This window comes from Streptomyces sp. ITFR-16 (genome assembly GCF_031844705.1).
Lineage (GTDB): Bacteria > Actinomycetota > Actinomycetes > Streptomycetales > Streptomycetaceae > Streptomyces.
Map to the genome: position 1 here is coordinate 4,328,733 of NZ_CP134609.1, position 16,892 is coordinate 4,345,624.

The window sequence follows — 16,892 nt, forward strand, 5'->3', positions numbered from 1 at the left end:
TCCGTGAGCAGCAGCGAGAAGGACGTCCGGCTCTCCGTCGGCGACACAGAGGTGACCGTGAACCCCGCCAACGGCTGCCGTATCAGCAGCCTGCGGATCGGCGGGAACGAACTGCTGCGGCAGGGGGAGCGGTACGGCTGCTTCCCGATGGTGCCGTGGTGCGGACGGACCGGGGACGGGCAGTTCCGCAACGGCGGTGTGCTGCATCAGCTGCCTCTGACCGCCCCGCCGCATGCCATTCACGGCACCGGCCGTGACACGGCCTGGCACACCGCCCTGGAGAGCGGGACCCAGGCCTCGTTCTACTACGACCTGGCGGACCCCTGGCCGTACCCGGGCCGGGTGACCCAGACCTTTGAACTGGCCGAGGAATCCCTCACGTTGGCGTTCGGCGTCGAGACGTACGGGGACTCCTTCCCGGCGCAGGCGGGCTGGCACCCGTGGTTCCGGCGCAACCTCGGCGGCGAGGACGTCCGGGTCGCCTTCGACGCCGCCTGGCAGGAGGAGCGGGGCGAGGACCATCTGCCGACCGGCCGCCGCATCCCGCCGCAGGACGGCCCGTGGGACGACTGCTTCGGGATGCCCGACGGCGTGGAGGTGACGCTCACCTGGCCCGGACAGCTGGAGCTGACCGTGAAGAGCCGGTCCGAGTGGGTCGTGGTCTACGACGAGCAGACCGAGGCCGTCTGTGTGGAGCCGCAGTCGGGCCCGCCGAACGGACTGAACACCGACCCCCGCTACGTCACCCCGATCGAGCCGCTGGAGATCGCGACGACCTGGAGCTGGCGCACGCTCTGAGCTCCGGGCGCGGCCGTCCGGCGGGCGAGCCGGCCCCCGGCCCGCGACGGGCGCCTATCCTTCTAGCCATGACTGACGTACGCGCTGAGCTGCTCCAGCAGATCAAGGACAAGGCCGTGGTGCACGGCAAGGTGACGCTCTCCTCCGGGCTGGAGGCCGACTGGTACATCGATCTGCGCCGCATCACGCTGGACGGCAAGGCCGCTCCGATGGTCGGTCAGGTCATGCTCGACGCCACGGCGGAGCTGGACTACGACTGCGTGGGCGGTCTGACCCTGGGTGCCGACCCGGTGGCCACCTCGATGCTGCACGCCTCCGCCGCCCGGGGCCAGGAGCTGGACGCCTTCGTCGTCCGCAAGGCGCAGAAGGCCCACGGCATGCAGCGCCGGATCGAGGGCACGGACGTCAAGGGCCGTCGCTGCCTGGTCGTCGAGGACACCTCGACGACCGGTGGATCGCCGCTGACCGCCGTCGAGGCCGTGCGGGAGGCAGGCGGTGAGGTCGTCGCCGTCGCCGTGATCGTGGAGCGGGGCGCTGCCCCGGCCATCGCCGAGGCGGGCCTTCCGTATGTGCACGTCTACTCGGTCCCGGACCTCGACCTGTCCTGACCTGCGGTTTTCTGCGGAGGCGGCCGGTTTCACGTGAAACCGGCCGCCTTTGTCGTACGCCCGGGTGGAGCCGGAGCGAGAGTCTGGGAAGATGGGGGCGACGATGACGTCGCCCCCAGGTCAGGGACCCAGCAACGCACACCCGCACATCCCAAGGAGCGGACAGATGCCCATCGCAACCCCCGAGGTCTACGCCGAGATGCTCGACCGGGCGAAGGCAGGCAAGTTCGCCTACCCGGCCATCAATGTGACGTCGACCCAGACCCTGCATGCCGCGCTGCGCGGCTTCGCGGAGGCCGAGAGCGACGGCATCATCCAGATCTCGACCGGCGGGGCGGAGTTCCTGGGCGGCCAGTACAACAAGGACATGGTCACGGGCGCGGTCGCCCTCGCCGAGTTCGCGCACATCGTCGCCGCCAAGTACGACGTCACCGTCGCGCTGCACACGGACCACTGCCCCAAGGACAAGCTGGACACCTATGTGCGTCCGCTGATCGACATCTCCGCGGAGCGCGTCGCCCAGGGCCGTAACCCGCTGTTCCAGTCGCACATGTGGGACGGCTCGGCCGAGACGCTGGCCGACAACCTGGCCATCGGCCAGGAGCTGCTGGCCAAGGCCGCCGCCGCCAAGATCATCCTTGAGGTCGAGATCACCCCGACCGGTGGCGAGGAGGACGGCGTCACGCACGAGATCAACGACGAGCTCTACACCACCGTCGACGACGCGCTGCGTACCGCCGAGGCGCTCGGTCTGGGCGAGAAGGGCCGTTACCTGCTGGCCGCGTCCTTCGGCAATGTGCACGGCGTCTACAAGCCGGGCAACGTCGTGCTCCGTCCCGAGCTGCTCAAGGACCTCCAGGAGGGTGTCGCCGCCAAGTTCGGCCAGGCGTCGCCCTTCGACTTCGTCTTCCACGGCGGCTCCGGCTCCACCGCCGAGGAGATCGCCACCGCGCTGGAGAACGGCGTCGTGAAGATGAACCTCGACACCGACACCCAGTACGCCTTCACCCGCCCGGTCGCGGACCACATGTTCCGCAACTACGACGGTGTCCTGAAGGTCGACGGCGAGGTCGGCAACAAGAAGACCTACGACCCCCGCACCTGGGGCAAGGCCGCCGAGGCCGGCATGGCCAAGCGCGTCACGGAGGCCTGCGCCAACCTGCGGTCCACCGGTACCAAGCTGAAGTAATTCCGTACGGATGCGTTTGTGGGCCCGGTCCCCCTGGGGGTGCCGGGCCCATGGCATGTCCGTGCCCGGCACGCCTGAGCACGATGCCTGCTCTCCGTGCCCGACGCCTGATGTGAGGGAACAGCTGTGAGCACGTCCTACGACTTCGACACCGTCATCGACCGGCGCGGCACCTGGTGCGTCCAGTGGGACGGGGTCGCGGACCGCTTCGGCGTGGACGGACTGCTGCCGTTCACCATCTCCGACATGGACTTCGCGACGGCCCCCGAGGTGCTGGCCGCCCTGCGGTCCCGGCTCGACCACGGCGTGCTCGGCTACACGGACTGGCGCAACGACGACTTCGGCCCGGCGATCGCCCACTGGTTCGCGAGCCGGTACGACACGACGATCGACACCGGCCGGCTGGTGTACGGGCCGTCCGTGCTCAGCCAGTTCTCCCAGCTGCTCCAGATGTGGACGGCCGAGGGCGACGGAGTCGTCCTGCACACCCCGACGTACGACGGTTTCCGCAAGGCGATCACCGGGCTCGGGCGGGAGCTGCGGGGCGTGGGGCTGGGGGACACGGCGGCGCTGGAGCGGGAGCTCGCGCGGCCGGACAGCACGGTCCTCGTGGTGTGTTCGCCGCACAACCCGTCCGGGAGGGTCTGGACGGAGGCCGAGCTCGCGGAGATGGCGGCGCTCGCCGCCCGTCACGGGGTCGCCGTGATCAGCGACGAGATCCACGCGGACTTCGTGCACGGCGGGCGGCCGCACGTGCCGTGGACGCGGGTCGGCGGGGACGGGCGCTGGGCGCTCATCACCTCGGCCTCGAAGTCGTTCAACTTCCCCGCGCTGACCGGGTCCTACGGGCTGATCGGTCGGCCGGAGGACCGGACGGAGTACCTGCGCCGGATGGAGACCGCGGAGGGGCTCGCCTCCCCGGCGGTGCTCTCGCTGACCGCGCACATCGCGGCGTACCGGGAGGGCGCGGCGTGGCTGGACGCGGTACGGGCGTATGTCGCGGAGAACCTGGAGCTGGTCGCGGAACGGCTGAACGAGGCGTTCCCGGAGCTGGGGTGGGAGCCGCCCCAGGCGGGGTACCTGGCGTGGATCGATGTGCGGCGGGCGGGGGTCCTGGACGACGAGGCGCTTCAGCGGGTGCTGATCGACCGGGAGCGGGTCGCGGTGATGCCGGGCGGGGTGTACGGGGCGGAGGGGTTCGTGCGGCTGAATGTGGGGTGCGCGCGGAGCAAGGTGGAGGCGGGGGTGTCGGCGTTGATCCGGGGGATGCGGGAGGTTTCCGGAGCACGGGAGGGTTCGGGAGCGCTGCCCCCGGGCCCCCGCTCCTCAAGCGCCGGAGGGGCTTGAGGGTGGCCGGCCGCCGCTTGAACGCGCCTGCGGCGGTGTGATTCTTCCGGGTGCTGCCCGGGTGGCCCTTCGGTTCCGTGGCGTCGATGCTGGGGCCATGGCCGAGAGAGCTGCTGATCCCGGGGGCATCCGTGTCGCCTCGTCCGCCGGGCGCTGGGTGGTGCTGACCACCGTGCTCGGGTCCAGCATGGCCATGCTGGACTCCACCGTCATCAATGTCGCCCTGCCCCGTATCGGCGAGGACCTCGGCACCGATCTGGCCGCGCTCCAGTGGACCGTCAACGCCTACATGCTGACCCTCGCCGGGCTGATCCTGCTCGGGGGCGCGCTCGGTGACCGCTACGGGCGGCGGCGGGTCTTCGTCGTCGGGGTCGTGTGGTTCGCCGCCGCCTCGCTGGTCTGCGGCATCGCGCCCAACGCGGAGGTGCTGATCGCCGCCCGTGCGCTGCAGGGTGTCGGCGGTGCCCTGCTCACGCCCGGGTCGCTGGCCCTGATCCAGGCGAGCTTCCACCCGGACGACCGGGCCCGTGCGGTCGGGCTGTGGTCCGGGTTCGGCGGGGTCGGGGCCGCCGTCGGACCGTTCGTGGGCGGCTGGCTGGTCGACGGACCCGGCTGGCGGTGGGTGTTCCTGCTCAATCTGCCGCTCGCCGCCGTCTGCGTACCCGTCGCCCTGCGCCACGTACCGGAGTCCCGGGACCCGTACGCGCACGGCCGTTTCGACGTCCTCGGGGCGGTGCTCGGGGCCCTCTCCCTCGCGCTGGTGACGTATGCGCTGATCGAGGCGCCGGGGCGGGGCGCCTCGCCGGCCGTGATCGGGTCGGCGGTCGGCGGGGTGGTGCTGGGTGCCGTGTTCGTCCAGGTGGAGCGGCGGCGGGCGGATCCGATGCTGCCGCCCTCGGTCTTCGCGTCCCGGCAGTTCACCGCCGTCAACGTCGTCACCCTCTGCGTGTACGCGGCGCTCGGCGGCTACTTCTTCCTCTCCGCGATCCAGCTCCAGGTCGTGGCCGGGTACTCCGCGCTCGGCGCCGGCACCGCGCTGCTGCCCACGACCCTCCTGATGCTGCTGTTCTCGGCCTCGTCGGGCGAACTGGGCCAGCGCATCGGCCCTCGCATCCCGCTGACCGCCGGGCCCCTGATCGCCGCTGCGGGCATGCTGCTGATGCTGCGCGTGGGGCCGGGCTCGAACTCCGTCACCGGGTATCTGACCGAGGTGCTGCCCGCCGTCGCCGTTCTCGGCGTCGGCCTGGTGACCGTCGTGGCGCCCCTCACCGCGACCGTCCTGGCCTCCGTGGACACCGGCAGGGCCGGGCTCGCCAGCGGGATCAACAACGCCGCCGCCCGCGCCGCCGGGCTGATCGCGGTGGCCGCGCTGCCGCTGCTCGCGGGGATGGGCCCCGAGGCGTACCGGGACGCCGGTGAGTTCGCCGCGACCTTCCGGCGGGCCATGCCGATGTGCGCCGGGCTGCTGGTGCTGGGCGCCCTGATCGCCTGGGCGACGGTCCGCACCCCGTCGGCCGCCGTGCAGGAGACCGCGCGGCCCGAATGCGCGGTGCACTGCGGGGTCAGCAGCCCGCCGCTGGAGCCCGCGCCGGAGGCCGCGCGCCCGGCGGACCCGGGCTGAACCCGGGGCGGCATTGTGGCCGCCGGGTGTCCGGGTGGGTGTGGCGCCAGGCACACTGGAACCCATGTCGATCCACGAGAACCTGCTCGGGGGCCCTCCCCCGACCCACCTGCCCGACGACCCGGAGCCGCGCGAGCTGCTCGCCGCGGGCACCGCGCCCGCCGATGTCGCCGCGAAGTACCCGACCTCCTCGCTGGCCTGGGCACAGCTCGCCGACGAGGCGTTCGAGGGCGGCCGGGTCATCGAGTCGTACGCCTACGCCCGCACCGGCTACCACCGCGGCCTGGACGCGCTGCGCCGGGCCGGCTGGAAGGGCCACGGCCCCGTACCGTTCGAGCACGAGCCGAACCGCGGCTTCCTGCGCGCCCTGCACGCCCTCGCGCGCGCCGCGCAGTCGATCGGTGAGCAGGAGGAGTACGAGCGCTGCTCGGCCTTCCTCCGCGACTCCTCGCCGACCGCCGCCGAGACCCTCGGCTAGAGCACACCCGCCCCACCGGCCCCGCGGACGCATGCCCGTCCGCGGGGCCTGCGCGTTCCCCGGGGTGCCGTTTAGGATGCGGACAGGGGACCGGAGCTCCACCACCTCACGGAAGGGGCGGACCGCTACCCGGAAGCTCGTGTCGAGGAGACAGCGATGTCGACGATTCACCCCGACCCCGAAGCCACCGGTGCGCAGACCCCGCACCTCGACTTCGCGGGAACGACTCCGTACGAGGACTATGTCCAGGCGGATGTCCTGACCCACCTCCAGCACCTGCGCTCGGACGATCCCGGCGAGATGGTCTTCCTGGTCACCACCCAGGTCATGGAGCTGTGGTTCACCGTCATCGTCCATGAGTGGGAGACCGCCGCGCACGCCCTGCGCGAGGACCGGATCCCCGTCGCGCGGGACGCGCTGAAGCGGTCCGTGCGGGAGCTGGAGGCGCTGAACGCGTCCTGGACGCCGCTCGCCCAGCTCACCCCCGCCCAGTTCAACTCCTACCGGTCCGCGCTCGGCGAGGGCTCCGGCTTCCAGTCGGCCATGTACCGGCGGATGGAGTTCCTGCTCGGCGACAAGTCCGCGTCCATGCTCGTGCCGCACCGGGGCGCGCCCCGCGTCCACGCCGAGCTGGAGAAGGCGCTCGGCGAGCCCGGTCTGTACGACGAGACGCTCGCCCTGCTCGCCCGGCGCGGCCACGCCGTGCCCCAGGAGGTGCTCGGCCGCGACCTCACCCAGAAGTACGAGCCGTCGCCCGAGGTCGAGGCCGTCTGGGCGGAGATCTACGCCAACCCCGACCAGAACGACGAACTGGTCCGCCTCGGCGAGGCGCTCACCGATGTCGGTGAACTCGTGTGGCGATGGCGCAACGACCATCTCGTCGCCACCCGGCGGGCCATGGGCTCCAAGACCGGGACCGGCGGCTCCGCCGGGGTCGCCTGGCTGGAGAAGCGCGCCACGAAGAACGTCTTCCCCGAGCTGTGGACGGCCCGCAGCCATGTCTGATCTGCAGGAGCGCGCACAGGCGCTCGACACCGCCGACGCCCTGGCTCCGCTGCGTGAGCTGTTCACCCTCGACGACACCGTCTACCTGGACGGCAACTCGCTGGGCGCGCTGCCCCGCCATGTGCCCGCCCGGGTGCAGGAGGTCCTCACCCGCGAGTGGGGCGAGCTGCGCATCCGGTCCTGGGGCGAGAGCGGCTGGTGGACCGCGCCGGAGCGGATCGGCGACCGCATCGCCCCGATCGTGGGGGCGGCGGCCGGACAGATCGTCGTCGGCGACTCCACCAGCGTCAACGTCTTCAAGGCCGTCGTCGCCGCGACCCGGCTGGCGCCCGAGGGGCGCGACGAGATCCTGGTCGACGCCGCCACGTTCCCCACCGACGGCTACATCGCCGCGTCGGCGGCCCGGATGACCGGTCACCGGATCGTCCCGGTCGCCCCCGCCGACGTACCGGACGCCCTCGGGCCCCGGACCGCGGCCGTTCTGCTCAACCACGTCGACTACCGCTCGGGCCGGCTCCACGACCTGCCCGGTCTCACCGCCGCCGTGCACGCGGCGGGCGCGCTCGCCGTCTGGGACCTCTGCCACAGCGCGGGCGCGCTGCCGGTGGGCCTGGACGCGCACGGGGTGGACCTCGCGGTCGGCTGCACGTACAAGTACCTCAACGGCGGCCCCGGTTCGCCCGCGTACCTGTACGTCGCCGAGCGGCACCAGGCGGCCTTCGACTCGCCCCTGCCGGGGTGGACGTCGCACGCCGACCCGTTCGCGATGAGCCCCGGCTACACCCCCGCCGAAGGCGCGGTGCGGGGCCGGGTCGGGACGCCCGACATCCTGTCCATGCTGGCGCTGGAGGCCTCCCTCGACGTCTGGGACGGGGTCGCGGTCGAGGACGTACGGGCCAAGTCGCTGGCGCTGACGGACTTCTTCCTGGAGTGCGTCGAGGCGTACGCCCCCGGGGGCCGGGTCGCCTCGGTCACCCCGGCCGCGCACGCGGAGCGCGGCAGCCAGGTCGCGCTGCGGTGCGCGGACGCCGGGCCCGTCATGGACGCCCTGATCGCGCGCGGGGTCGTCGGGGACCTGCGGCGGCCCGATGTGCTGCGGTTCGGATTCACACCGCTGTACGTGGGGTTCGCCGACGCGGAACGCGCGGCGCGGGTGCTCGCGGACGTTCTGGCCTCCGCCGCGGCGTAGGCTGCCGCATCCGTCCGGCGACCGGCTCGCCCCGGTCGCCGGACGGGGTCGCGCGCCCCGTGTGCGCCCTGCGCGCCCCCGCCGGCCGGCGGCGGTTCGCGCGGGGCCGCCGTACTGGTACCGTCCCCGCAGGTCAGGCCAGTTGGGGCCTGGGGCCAGGGGAGGACGGGAGCAGCATGTCGGATTCTGCCGCGCGTGACCGGGACGCCGCCGAGACCGAGTCGGCGTTCTCGCATCCGGCCGTCGCCCCCGACGCGACGGCGGCCTACGGCAGCCACCCCGACCAGGTGATCGACTTCTACGCCCCGCGCGACGGGCGCGCCGGCGCCCCGGTCGTGGTCGTCCTGCACGGCGGGGCGTGGCGCGCGCCCTACGACCGGGCCCATGTGTCGCCGTTCGCGGACTTCCTGGCCCGGCGGGGCTTCGCCGTCGCCAGCGTCGAGTACCGGCGCGGCAGCGAGATCCCGCAGCAGCGCGGCTCGGGCCCGGTCGCGGGCCGCTGGCCGGAGACCTTCGACGACGTCGCGGCCGCGCTGGACGCGCTGCCGGAGCTGCTGGCCCGGGAGCTGCCCGCGGCGGACGCCCGCCGGATCGTCGTCACCGGGCACTCCGCCGGCGGGCAGCTCGCGCTGTGGGCCGCCGCCCGGCACGTCCTGCCGGAGGACTCGCCGTGGCGGCTGCCCCGGCCGCCCGCGCTGCGGGGCGTGGTGGCCCTCGCGCCGATCGCGGACTTCGCCTCGGCGGTCGCGCTGGACGTGTGCTCCGGGGCGGTCGGGCAGTTCCTGGGGCGGGAGGAGGACTTCGCCGGGCGCAGCGCGCACGCCGACCCGGCCCTGCTGCTGCCCACCGGCATCGCGACGGCCGTGGTGCAGGGGACCAGCGACCTCACGGTGCCGCAGGCCGTCTCCGATGCGTTCGTGGACGCGGCGGCCAAGGAGGGCGAGACCGTCGGTCTGACGCTGCTGCCGGACGTCGGGCACTTCCCGCTGATCGACCCGGCGGCCGGCGCGTGCGCGGTGGTCGCCGAGGAGATCGCCCAGCTGGCCTGGTGAAACCCCACCGCGGGGGGCCGGACGGACCCGCGTAGTACTTGCGACGGACGGCCGAGGATCCGTATCACTGCTGACGACCCCGCGCGCGCCGCCGCCTACCGTGGAGGCGTGACCGAGACCAAGACGAGAAGCCCCGAGCTCCGGCTCGCCTCAGGGGCCATGGGCGACCTGCGGCAGGACCTCTTCCGTGACCCGTTCGCCTACCGCCCGCTGGGGCCGATGCGGACCGACGGGGTGCTGACCCGGCGGCTGCCGGCGCGGCTGCGGCGGCGGGCCGCCTGGACTCCGCACGCGCTGGTGCTGGCGGCCGCGCTGATCACCTTCATGACGGGGTTCGCCGCCACCGGGAACGCCGAGGTGCTCCTCTCCGGGCTGCTCCCCGCCGCCTGTGTCGGGATGACGCTGATCAGGCCGGTCGGAGCGTTCTGGATGTCGATGGCGCTGATGCCGGTGAGCCTGGTCCTGGGCGACGGCCACGAGGCGTGGGGACCGAGCACCTTCTTCGCGCATCTCGTGGTGCTGTCGGTCGTCGCGGCCAGGACCCGGCCCCGTACCGCCGCCTGGATGTGGGTGCTCACCCTGGTAGGCGGCACGCTCCTGGAGAACGTCGCCGGCCGGGACAGCGCGGGGAGCACCGCGGCGATGGCGGTGGCCTCCGCGTTCGCCCTGCTCCTGGTCAGCCTGGTGCAGGTCCGGCGGGAGGCGGAGCGCGAGGTCACCGTGCAGCGCACCGTGACGGCGGTGGAGCGCGACCGGCGCACGCTGCTGGAGGAGCGCACCACCATCGCCCGTGAGCTGCACGACGTGGTCGCCCACCACATGTCGGTCGTCGCGATCCAGGCCGAGGCCGCCCCGTACCGGGTGGAGAACCCGCCGCCCGAGCTGGAGCAGGCCTTCGTCACGATCCGGGAGAACGCTGTTGCAGCCCTCACCGAGCTGCGCCGGGTGCTCGGCGTCGTACGGGCCGAGGACTACGAGGCGCCGGACGCCCCGCAGCCGACGCTGGCCGAGCTGGACGGGCTGCTCGCCAACGTCGGCGAGGCGGGCCTGTCGGCGGAGAAGGCGGTGACCGGTGCGGTGCGTGAGCTGCCGCAGGGCGTCGAGCTGTCGGCGTACCGGATCATCCAGGAGGCCCTGAGCAACACCCTGCGGCATGCGCCCGGCGCCACCGCGAGGGTCGAGATCGGCTATGTGCTCGGCGGGCTCGGGCTGCGGGTCGTCAACGGCCCGCCGACCGGTCCGGTGAAGCCGTCACCCGGGGCCGGGCACGGGATCACGGGGATGCGGGAGCGGGTCGCGATGCTGAACGGCGAGATGACCGCCGAGCCGACGGCGGAGGGCGGCTACGAGGTCACGGCCTTCATACCCGTCCAGTCGCCCCCCTCCGACGCCCCCTCCGGCACCCCCGTGGAGCAGGTATGACGACCCCCGCCGCCGCACCGATCCGGGTCCTGATCGTGGACGACCAGATGATGGTCCGCGAGGGATTCTCGGTGCTGCTCAACGCGATGCCGGGCATCGAGGTCGTCGGCGAGGCCGTCGACGGCCGCCAGGCCATCGCGCAGGTCGCCGCGCTCCGCCCCGACGTGGTGCTGATGGACATCCGCATGCCGGAGCTCAACGGCATCGAGGCGACCCGCGAGATCGTGGCCGCCGACGCGGACGCCAAGGTGCTCGTGCTCACCACCTTCGACCTCGACGAGTACGTGTACCAGGCGCTGCGCGCCGGGGCGTCCGGCTTCCTCCTCAAGGACGCGTCGGCCCGCCAGCTGGCCGACGGGGTACGGGTGGTGGCCTCCGGCGAGGCGCTGCTCGCCCCGACCGTCACCAGACGGCTGATCACCGAGTTCTCCAAGCTCGCGGCCGCCCCGCGCGCGCCCGCCCTCGCCCAGATCGGCGACCTCACCGAGCGCGAGACGGAGGTGCTGGTCCTCATCGCCCAGGGCCTGTCGAACGCGGAGATCGCCTCGCACCTGGTGGTCGCGGAGTCGACCATCAAGACCCATGTGAGCCGCATCCTGGTCAAGCTCGGTCTGCGCGACCGCACCCAGGCCGCGGTGTTCGCCTACGAGGCCCGGCTGGTCACGCCCTCCTGAGACGGCCGGTCCCCGGCAGGGCTGGCCCGGGCGCGGGCGGCCGGTTAGCGTCGCTCCATGGACCAGCCCACGCGTACCGCCCCCGGACCCGACGCCCCGTTCGACCCCTGGTCAGCGGCGTTCGTCGCCGATCCGTACCCCGCCTACGAGGAGCTGCGGGCCACCGGCCGGGCGCACTGGTTCGAGCCGACCGGCCAGTGGCTCGTCCCGCACTACGCCGATGTCTCGGCGCTGCTGCGCGACCGGCGGCTGGGCCGGACGTATCTGCACCGGTTCACACACGAGGAGTTCGGCCGCACGCCGCCGCCGCCCGAGCACGAGCCCTTCGAGACGCTCAACGGGCAGGGGCTGCTGGACCTCGAACCGCCGGACCACACCCGCATCCGACGGCTGGTCTCCAAGGCGTTCACCCCGCGCACCGTCGAGCAGCTCGTCCCGGCCGTGCGGCGGCTGGCCGCCGGACTGGTCGACGACTTCGTCGCCGAGGGCGGCGGCGATCTGCTCACGGCGGTCGCCGAGCCGCTGCCCGTCGCCGTCATCGCCGAGATGCTCGGCATCCCGGAGTCCGACCGGGCCCCGCTGCGGCCCTGGTCGGCCGCGATCTGCGGGATGTTCGAGCTCAATCCGTCCGAGGAGACGGCCCGCGCCGCCGTCCGCGCCTCCCTGGACTTCTCCGCCTATCTGCGCGAACTGATCGCCGAGCGGCGCGCGAACCCGGGCACGGACCTGATCTCCGCGCTCGTCGCCGCCCACGACGAGGGCGAGCGGCTGACCGAGCAGGAGATGGTCTCCACCTGCGTCCTGCTGCTGAACGCGGGCCACGAGGCGACGGTCAACACCACCGCGAACGGCTGGTGGACCCTGCTGCGCCACCCCGAGCAGCTGGCCGCCCTGCGGGCCGACCCCGGGCTGCTGTCCACCGCGGTGGAGGAGCTGATGCGCTACGACACCCCGCTCCAGATGTTCGAGCGCTGGGTCCTGGACGACATCGAGATCGACGGCACGGTCATCCCGCGCGGTTCGGAGGTCGCCCTGCTCTTCGGCTCCGCCAACCGCGACCCGGCCCGCTTCACCGCCCCGGACACCCTGGACCTCGCCCGCGCGGACAACCCCCACATCACCTTCGGCGCCGGCATCCACTTCTGTCTGGGCGCGCCGCTGGCCCGGGTCGAGCTGACCACCTCTTTCGGCGAACTCCTGCGCAAGGCACCCGCCCTGCGCCTGGCCGCCGAACCGGAGTGGAAGCCGGGCTATGTCATCAGGGGCGTGAAGGAGCTGCGCGTGGAGGTGTGAGGACCGGGGCGGGCGGCCCCCTCTGCCCGCCCGCCCCGCTCCTCGGCCTGCGGGACGGCCTCAGCCCGTGAGGCCCCCTCAGGTCAGCAGGTCGCGCCGCCGCAGCGTCGCCAGGCCGCCTGCCACCAGTACGGCCGCGACCGCGGTGAGGAGCACCACCGGCCCCCACTCCATGCCCGCCCCCGGCAGCTTCGGGAGGTGGGTGAACGGCGACAGGTCCATGACGGGCTGCGGGAGATCCAGGACGGGGCCGATCCAGCCGAGCGCCAGGCAGAGCCCGGTCAGCCCCCAGCCGGCCGCGGCGGCCTTCGGCAGTGCCCCGTACAGCAGGACCGTCGTCCCGCCCAGGAGCCAGACAGCGGGCAGTTGCACCAGGGAGGCGCCGAGCACGGCGGGGAGTCCGTGTCCGTACCCCGCCGCCAGGCCGAGGCCGCCGGCCGCCATGATCAGGGTCGCGCCGCCGAAGGCCATGAGCAGATGGCCGGCCGCCCAGGCGGTCCGGCCGACTCCGGCCGCGAGCACCGGCTCCGCGCGCTGGGCCGTCTCCTCGCCGTGCAGCCGCAGCACCGAGGAGACGATGTACAGCGCCGCCACCGTGCCGAGCACGGAGACCATCGAGGCGAGGAACGCGTCCGTGAGTCCGGACTGCCCGCCCATCCGCTCGAAGATCTCCTTGGTCTTCTCGTTGTCCCCGACGAGATCGGCCGCCCCACCGGTCAGTCCGCCGAAGACGAAGCCGACCACGGCGAACGACACCGTCCACCCCAGGAGCGCCCCGCGCTGGAGGCGCACCGCGAGACCGAAGGCGGTGGAGATCCGGCCCCGGGCGGGCCCCGGCCGCGTCGCCAGGAAGCTCATGCCGACATCGCGGCGCCCGGCCAGCGCGTAGGCCGCGGCGCACTGCACGGCCGCGGCGCCGGCGACCAGGAGGAGCACCCACCAGCGCTCGGCGGCGTACGGCCGCACGTTCTCCGCCCAGCCGAGGGGGGAGAGCCAGGTGAGGACGGACGAGCCGTCGTCCGTCGCGGAGTCGCCCGCCGCCTTCAGGACGAACGCGGCACCGATCACCGCCGAGGTCAGCCCCTTCGCGAGCCGCGCGCTCTCGGTGAACTGCGCGGCGATCGCGGCGGTGCAGGCGAAGAGCGCGCCGACCCCGGCGACGGCCGACGCGAGCGCCCAGGCACCGGCGCCGCCCGCACCGGACCCGGTCATCCCGGCCACGATCACCAGGGCCAGCGCCGCGTTGGCGACGAGGGCGGCGAGCAGCGCGGCGGTGAGCGGGGCGCGGCGCCCCACCATGGCGGAGGAGAGCATCTCCTGACGCCCCGTCTCCTCTTCCTCCCTGGTGTGCCGCACGACGACGATCAGGCTCATCACCGCGGCCAGTGCGGCGCCGAAGGCGACCATGCGCCAGCTGACGAGTCCGCCGACGGAGTCGCCGAACACGGGGCCGTACATCGCGCGCACCGAGCTGTTGCCGTTCATCGACGCGGCGAGCTCGGCGCGGTCCGCGGCCGTCGTGTACAGCGAGGAGATGGACTTCCCGACGGAGGAGAAGGATCCGCCGAGCACGATCACCCAGACCGGCATGATGATCCGGTCCCGTCGCAGGGCGAGCCTCAGCAGGGTCCAGGTGCCCGTCAGCTGCCCGGACCCGGACCTGCGTCGCGCGCCGGCCGCGGTCGTCATCGTCATGGCCGTCATCGCGCCGCCACCCCCGCGTCCCGGCCCGCTTCCTGACCGGCGTCCGCCGTGTAGTGCCGCAGGAAGAGCTCCTCCAGCGTGGGCGGGGTGCTGGTCAGCGACCGGACCCCGGACGCGGAGAGCGACTTGAGGACGGCGTCCAGCTTGTCCGTGTCGACCTGGAGCGAGACCCGCCGCCCCCGGATGTCGAGGCCGTGCACCCCCGGCAGCTGTGCCAGGCCGCCCGGATCGGCCACCAGCTCGGCGCTGATGTTCGTCCGCGTCAGATGGCGCAGGCCGGCGAGCGAGCCGGACTCCACGGTCCGCCCCTGGCGGATGATGCTGACGCGGTCGCAGAGCGACTCGACCTCGCTGAGGATGTGGCTGGAGAGCAGGACCGTGCGCCCCCGGTCGCGCTCCTCGGCGACGCAGCTCTGGAAGACCTCCTCCATCAGCGGGTCGAGCCCGCTGGTCGGCTCGTCGAGGATCAGCAGGTCCACATCGGAGGCGAACGCGGCCACCAGGGCCACCTTCTGACGGTTGCCCTTCGAGTACGTCCGCCCCTTCTTGGTCGGGTCGAGCTCGAACCGTTCCACGAGGTCGGCGCGGCGGGTGTCGTCCAGGCCGCCGCGCAGCCGCCCGTACAGGTCGATCACCTCGCCGCCGGAGAGGTTCCGCCACAGCGTGACGTCCCCGGGGACGTAGGCCACGCGCCGGTGCAGGTCCACCGCGTCGCGCCAGGGGTCGCGGCCGAGTAGCTGGGCGGCGCCGGAGTCGGCCCGCAGCAGGCCCAGCAGGACCCGGATGGTGGTGGACTTCCCCGATCCGTTCGGCCCGAGAAAGCCGTGGACCTCACCCGACTCGACGGTCAGGTCGAGCCCGTCCAGCGCATGCGTCCGGCCGAACGACTTGTGCAGTCCGGCCACGGTGATTGCCTTCGTCATGATTCTGAACGTACGCTACTTTCACAAACTTGTGAAATTAAGGAAGCGTATAAACTCGCATGAGTGACAGACCCGGGCCAGGTGCGCAGGAAGAACGAGGGGCCGATGAGCAGCGAATCCGCAGAGGGCGCACGCGAGCCGCAGGACGCCGTCCAGGGGAGCGCGGGAAGGGACGCGGAGGCGGTCTCGCGGTTCGTCGAGCGGTTCGCGTCCGAGATGACCGAGGCGGGCATGCAGCGGATGGCGTCCCGGGTCTTCGCGGCGCTCCTCGCCGACGACGACGCCTCGATGACCTCGGCGGAGCTCGCCCTGGCCCTCCAGATCAGCCCGGCCGCCGTGTCCGGCGCGATCAACTACCTCACGCAGGTCAGCATGGTCGGCCGCGAGCGGGACCCGGGCTCGCGCCGGGACCGCTACCGCCTGCACAACGAGATCTGGTACACCACCTTCGCCAGCCGCGACCAGGTCCTCACCCGCTGGGAGCGCACCCTCAAGGAGGGCGCCCGCACCCTGGGCGAACACACCCCGGCCGGCGCCCGGCTGGCCGAGACGGCGGCGTTCTTCGAGTTCCTGCAGAGTGAGCTGGGCGCCCTGATGGGCCGCTGGGAGGAGCACCGCAAGACCCTCGACCTGCCGGTGGCCGAGGAGTCGCGGGGGGTCTGACGGCTCCGCCCGGCGGCGCTCCGCGTGCGGGCGGACCCGGCCCGCGCTACCCCTGGGCCGTCACCGGAAGCACCAGCCCCCACGCCCCCGCCCGTACCGTCCACGTCCGGGTCCGCACCGGGCCGCCGACCTGTATGTCCGCGCGGTAGCGGAAGTCAGCGCCGGAGACCGTGACGGCCTTGGCCTCCGTGGTGACCGGGGCGCCGTCCGGGGCGTGGATCGTCACCTCGGCCAGCCCCTCGTCGCCGCAGCGGGAGGTCACCGTCACCGAGGCGACCGGGCGGTCCAGGTCGTTCAGGACGATGCCGTCGGCCTCGACGCGCAGCCGGTGGGTGTGCGGGGCGGCGGGCGGGTCCGAGGGGGCCGGGCGGACCAGGGTGCGGACCAGGGAGCGGCAGGTGTCCCAGACCGCCGTGACGCCCGCGCGGTCCGCACGGGTGCCCGGGGCGCCGCTCAGGGCCGGGATGCGCAGAGCGCCGAGGACGACGCCGTCGCTGTCGTCCACCAGCAGGTCCAGCCGGCGCACCGCACCGTCCAGGGCCGTGCGCGCCGCCGCCACCGCGCCCGCCGGCACACCGAACGAGTGGGCGAGCTCCAGGGCCGCCGCCGCGCCGACCGGGATCAGCGAGAGCGCGCTCATGGCTGGTTCCCGCTCCCGGTGCAGCAGGGCCACGGCGCGCCGCAGCGCCCGGTCGTCACCGATCACCACCGGCCGCCGGCCGCCCCGCCGGGACAGGGCGCGGGCGAACTCCCCGGGGCTGTCCGGGAGGCAGATTTTGGCGTGCGAACCAGCGCTGAGCACGTCTTTCGCGATCCGCACGGACTCGCCGTCCGTCCGGCGGGCGACCGGATCGATCACCACCAGCAAATGGGGCGCACCGTTACCGGGGGGCTGGGCAGCCGACACCTCGGTCCTTCCTCGGGTA

16 protein-coding genes are annotated in these 16,892 nt (G+C 73.3%); 13 read left to right on the forward strand and 3 right to left on the reverse strand.

The genetic code is table 11. From position 1 onward, the window contains the following. Positions 1-3 precede the first annotated feature (3 nt). The 12 genes from RLT58_RS19150 (at position 4) to RLT58_RS19205 (ending at position 12,676) form a co-directional block, all read left to right on the forward strand. Positions 4-798, forward strand: a complete 795-nt coding sequence (locus tag RLT58_RS19150) for an aldose epimerase family protein (protein ID WP_311311597.1) — start codon at positions 4-6, stop codon at positions 796-798. Between the two features lie 68 nt (positions 799-866). Further along, positions 867-1,406: an orotate phosphoribosyltransferase gene (pyrE, locus tag RLT58_RS19155; protein ID WP_311311598.1), complete on the forward strand. Its 540-nt coding sequence runs from the start codon at positions 867-869 to the stop codon at positions 1,404-1,406. A gap of 166 nt (positions 1,407-1,572) precedes the next feature. Then, the gene (gene fbaA / locus RLT58_RS19160; RefSeq protein ID WP_311311599.1) at positions 1,573-2,595 is read left to right on the forward strand and encodes a class II fructose-bisphosphate aldolase; all 1,023 of its coding nucleotides are present in this window, start codon (positions 1,573-1,575) and stop codon (positions 2,593-2,595) included. 126 nt (positions 2,596-2,721) lie between these two features. Then, positions 2,722-3,942 (forward strand): MalY/PatB family protein, encoded by a 1,221-nt coding sequence (locus RLT58_RS19165; protein ID WP_311311600.1) that lies wholly within the window; start codon positions 2,722-2,724, stop codon positions 3,940-3,942. Between the two features lie 97 nt (positions 3,943-4,039). After that, positions 4,040-5,563 carry a DHA2 family efflux MFS transporter permease subunit gene (locus tag RLT58_RS19170; protein WP_311311601.1) on the forward strand — a complete coding sequence of 508 codons (1,524 nt, stop codon included), beginning with the start codon at positions 4,040-4,042 and terminating at the stop codon, positions 5,561-5,563. Positions 5,564-5,627: 64 nt separating this feature from the next. Beyond that, on the forward strand, positions 5,628-6,041 hold the full coding sequence (locus tag RLT58_RS19175) for a DUF3151 domain-containing protein (protein ID WP_311311602.1): 414 nt from the start codon (positions 5,628-5,630) through the stop codon (positions 6,039-6,041). Between the two features lie 156 nt (positions 6,042-6,197). Further along, entirely contained in the window at positions 6,198-7,046 is an 849-nt protein-coding gene (locus RLT58_RS19180; RefSeq protein ID WP_311311603.1) for a tryptophan 2,3-dioxygenase family protein, read from the forward strand. Continuing rightward, the gene (gene kynU / locus RLT58_RS19185) at positions 7,039-8,235 is read left to right on the forward strand and encodes a kynureninase (protein WP_311311604.1); all 1,197 of its coding nucleotides are present in this window, start codon (positions 7,039-7,041) and stop codon (positions 8,233-8,235) included. Before RLT58_RS19180 ends, kynU begins: the two co-directional genes overlap by 8 nt. Before the next feature lie 176 nt (positions 8,236-8,411). Further along, positions 8,412-9,287 carry an alpha/beta hydrolase family protein gene (locus tag RLT58_RS19190; protein WP_311311605.1) on the forward strand — a complete coding sequence of 292 codons (876 nt, stop codon included), beginning with the start codon at positions 8,412-8,414 and terminating at the stop codon, positions 9,285-9,287. A 159-nt stretch (positions 9,288-9,446) separates the two neighbouring features. Beyond that, entirely contained in the window at positions 9,447-10,709 is a 1,263-nt protein-coding gene (locus RLT58_RS19195; RefSeq protein ID WP_399131911.1) for a sensor histidine kinase, read from the forward strand. Next, a complete protein-coding gene (locus RLT58_RS19200; RefSeq protein ID WP_311311607.1) occupies positions 10,706-11,383 on the forward strand; it encodes a response regulator in 678 nt (225 codons plus the stop codon). The genes RLT58_RS19195 and RLT58_RS19200 overlap by 4 nt, the downstream gene beginning before the upstream one ends. Positions 11,384-11,440: 57 nt before the next feature. Further along, positions 11,441-12,676, forward strand: coding sequence for a cytochrome P450 (locus RLT58_RS19205; RefSeq protein WP_311311608.1), 1,236 nt, complete (start codon positions 11,441-11,443; stop codon positions 12,674-12,676). A gap of 78 nt (positions 12,677-12,754) precedes the next feature. Here RLT58_RS19205 and RLT58_RS19210 read toward each other — a convergent pair whose 3' ends face one another. After that, positions 12,755-14,380, reverse strand: a complete 1,626-nt coding sequence (locus tag RLT58_RS19210; RefSeq protein WP_311311609.1) for an ABC transporter permease — start codon at positions 14,378-14,380, stop codon at positions 12,755-12,757. Further along, a complete protein-coding gene (locus RLT58_RS19215) occupies positions 14,377-15,303 on the reverse strand; it encodes an ABC transporter ATP-binding protein (RefSeq protein ID WP_311311610.1) in 927 nt (308 codons plus the stop codon). Before RLT58_RS19215 ends, RLT58_RS19210 begins: the two co-directional genes overlap by 4 nt. Positions 15,304-15,408: 105 nt before the next feature. On the opposite strand from RLT58_RS19215, the gene RLT58_RS19220 reads away from it, so the two are divergent. Continuing rightward, positions 15,409-15,966 (forward strand): GbsR/MarR family transcriptional regulator, encoded by a 558-nt coding sequence (locus tag RLT58_RS19220; protein ID WP_311314566.1) that lies wholly within the window; start codon positions 15,409-15,411, stop codon positions 15,964-15,966. A gap of 46 nt (positions 15,967-16,012) precedes the next feature. On the opposite strand, the gene RLT58_RS19225 is transcribed toward RLT58_RS19220, so the two are convergent. After that, positions 16,013-16,873, reverse strand: coding sequence for a diacylglycerol kinase (locus tag RLT58_RS19225; RefSeq protein ID WP_311311611.1), 861 nt, complete (start codon positions 16,871-16,873; stop codon positions 16,013-16,015). Between the last annotated feature and the right edge of the window lie 19 nt (positions 16,874-16,892).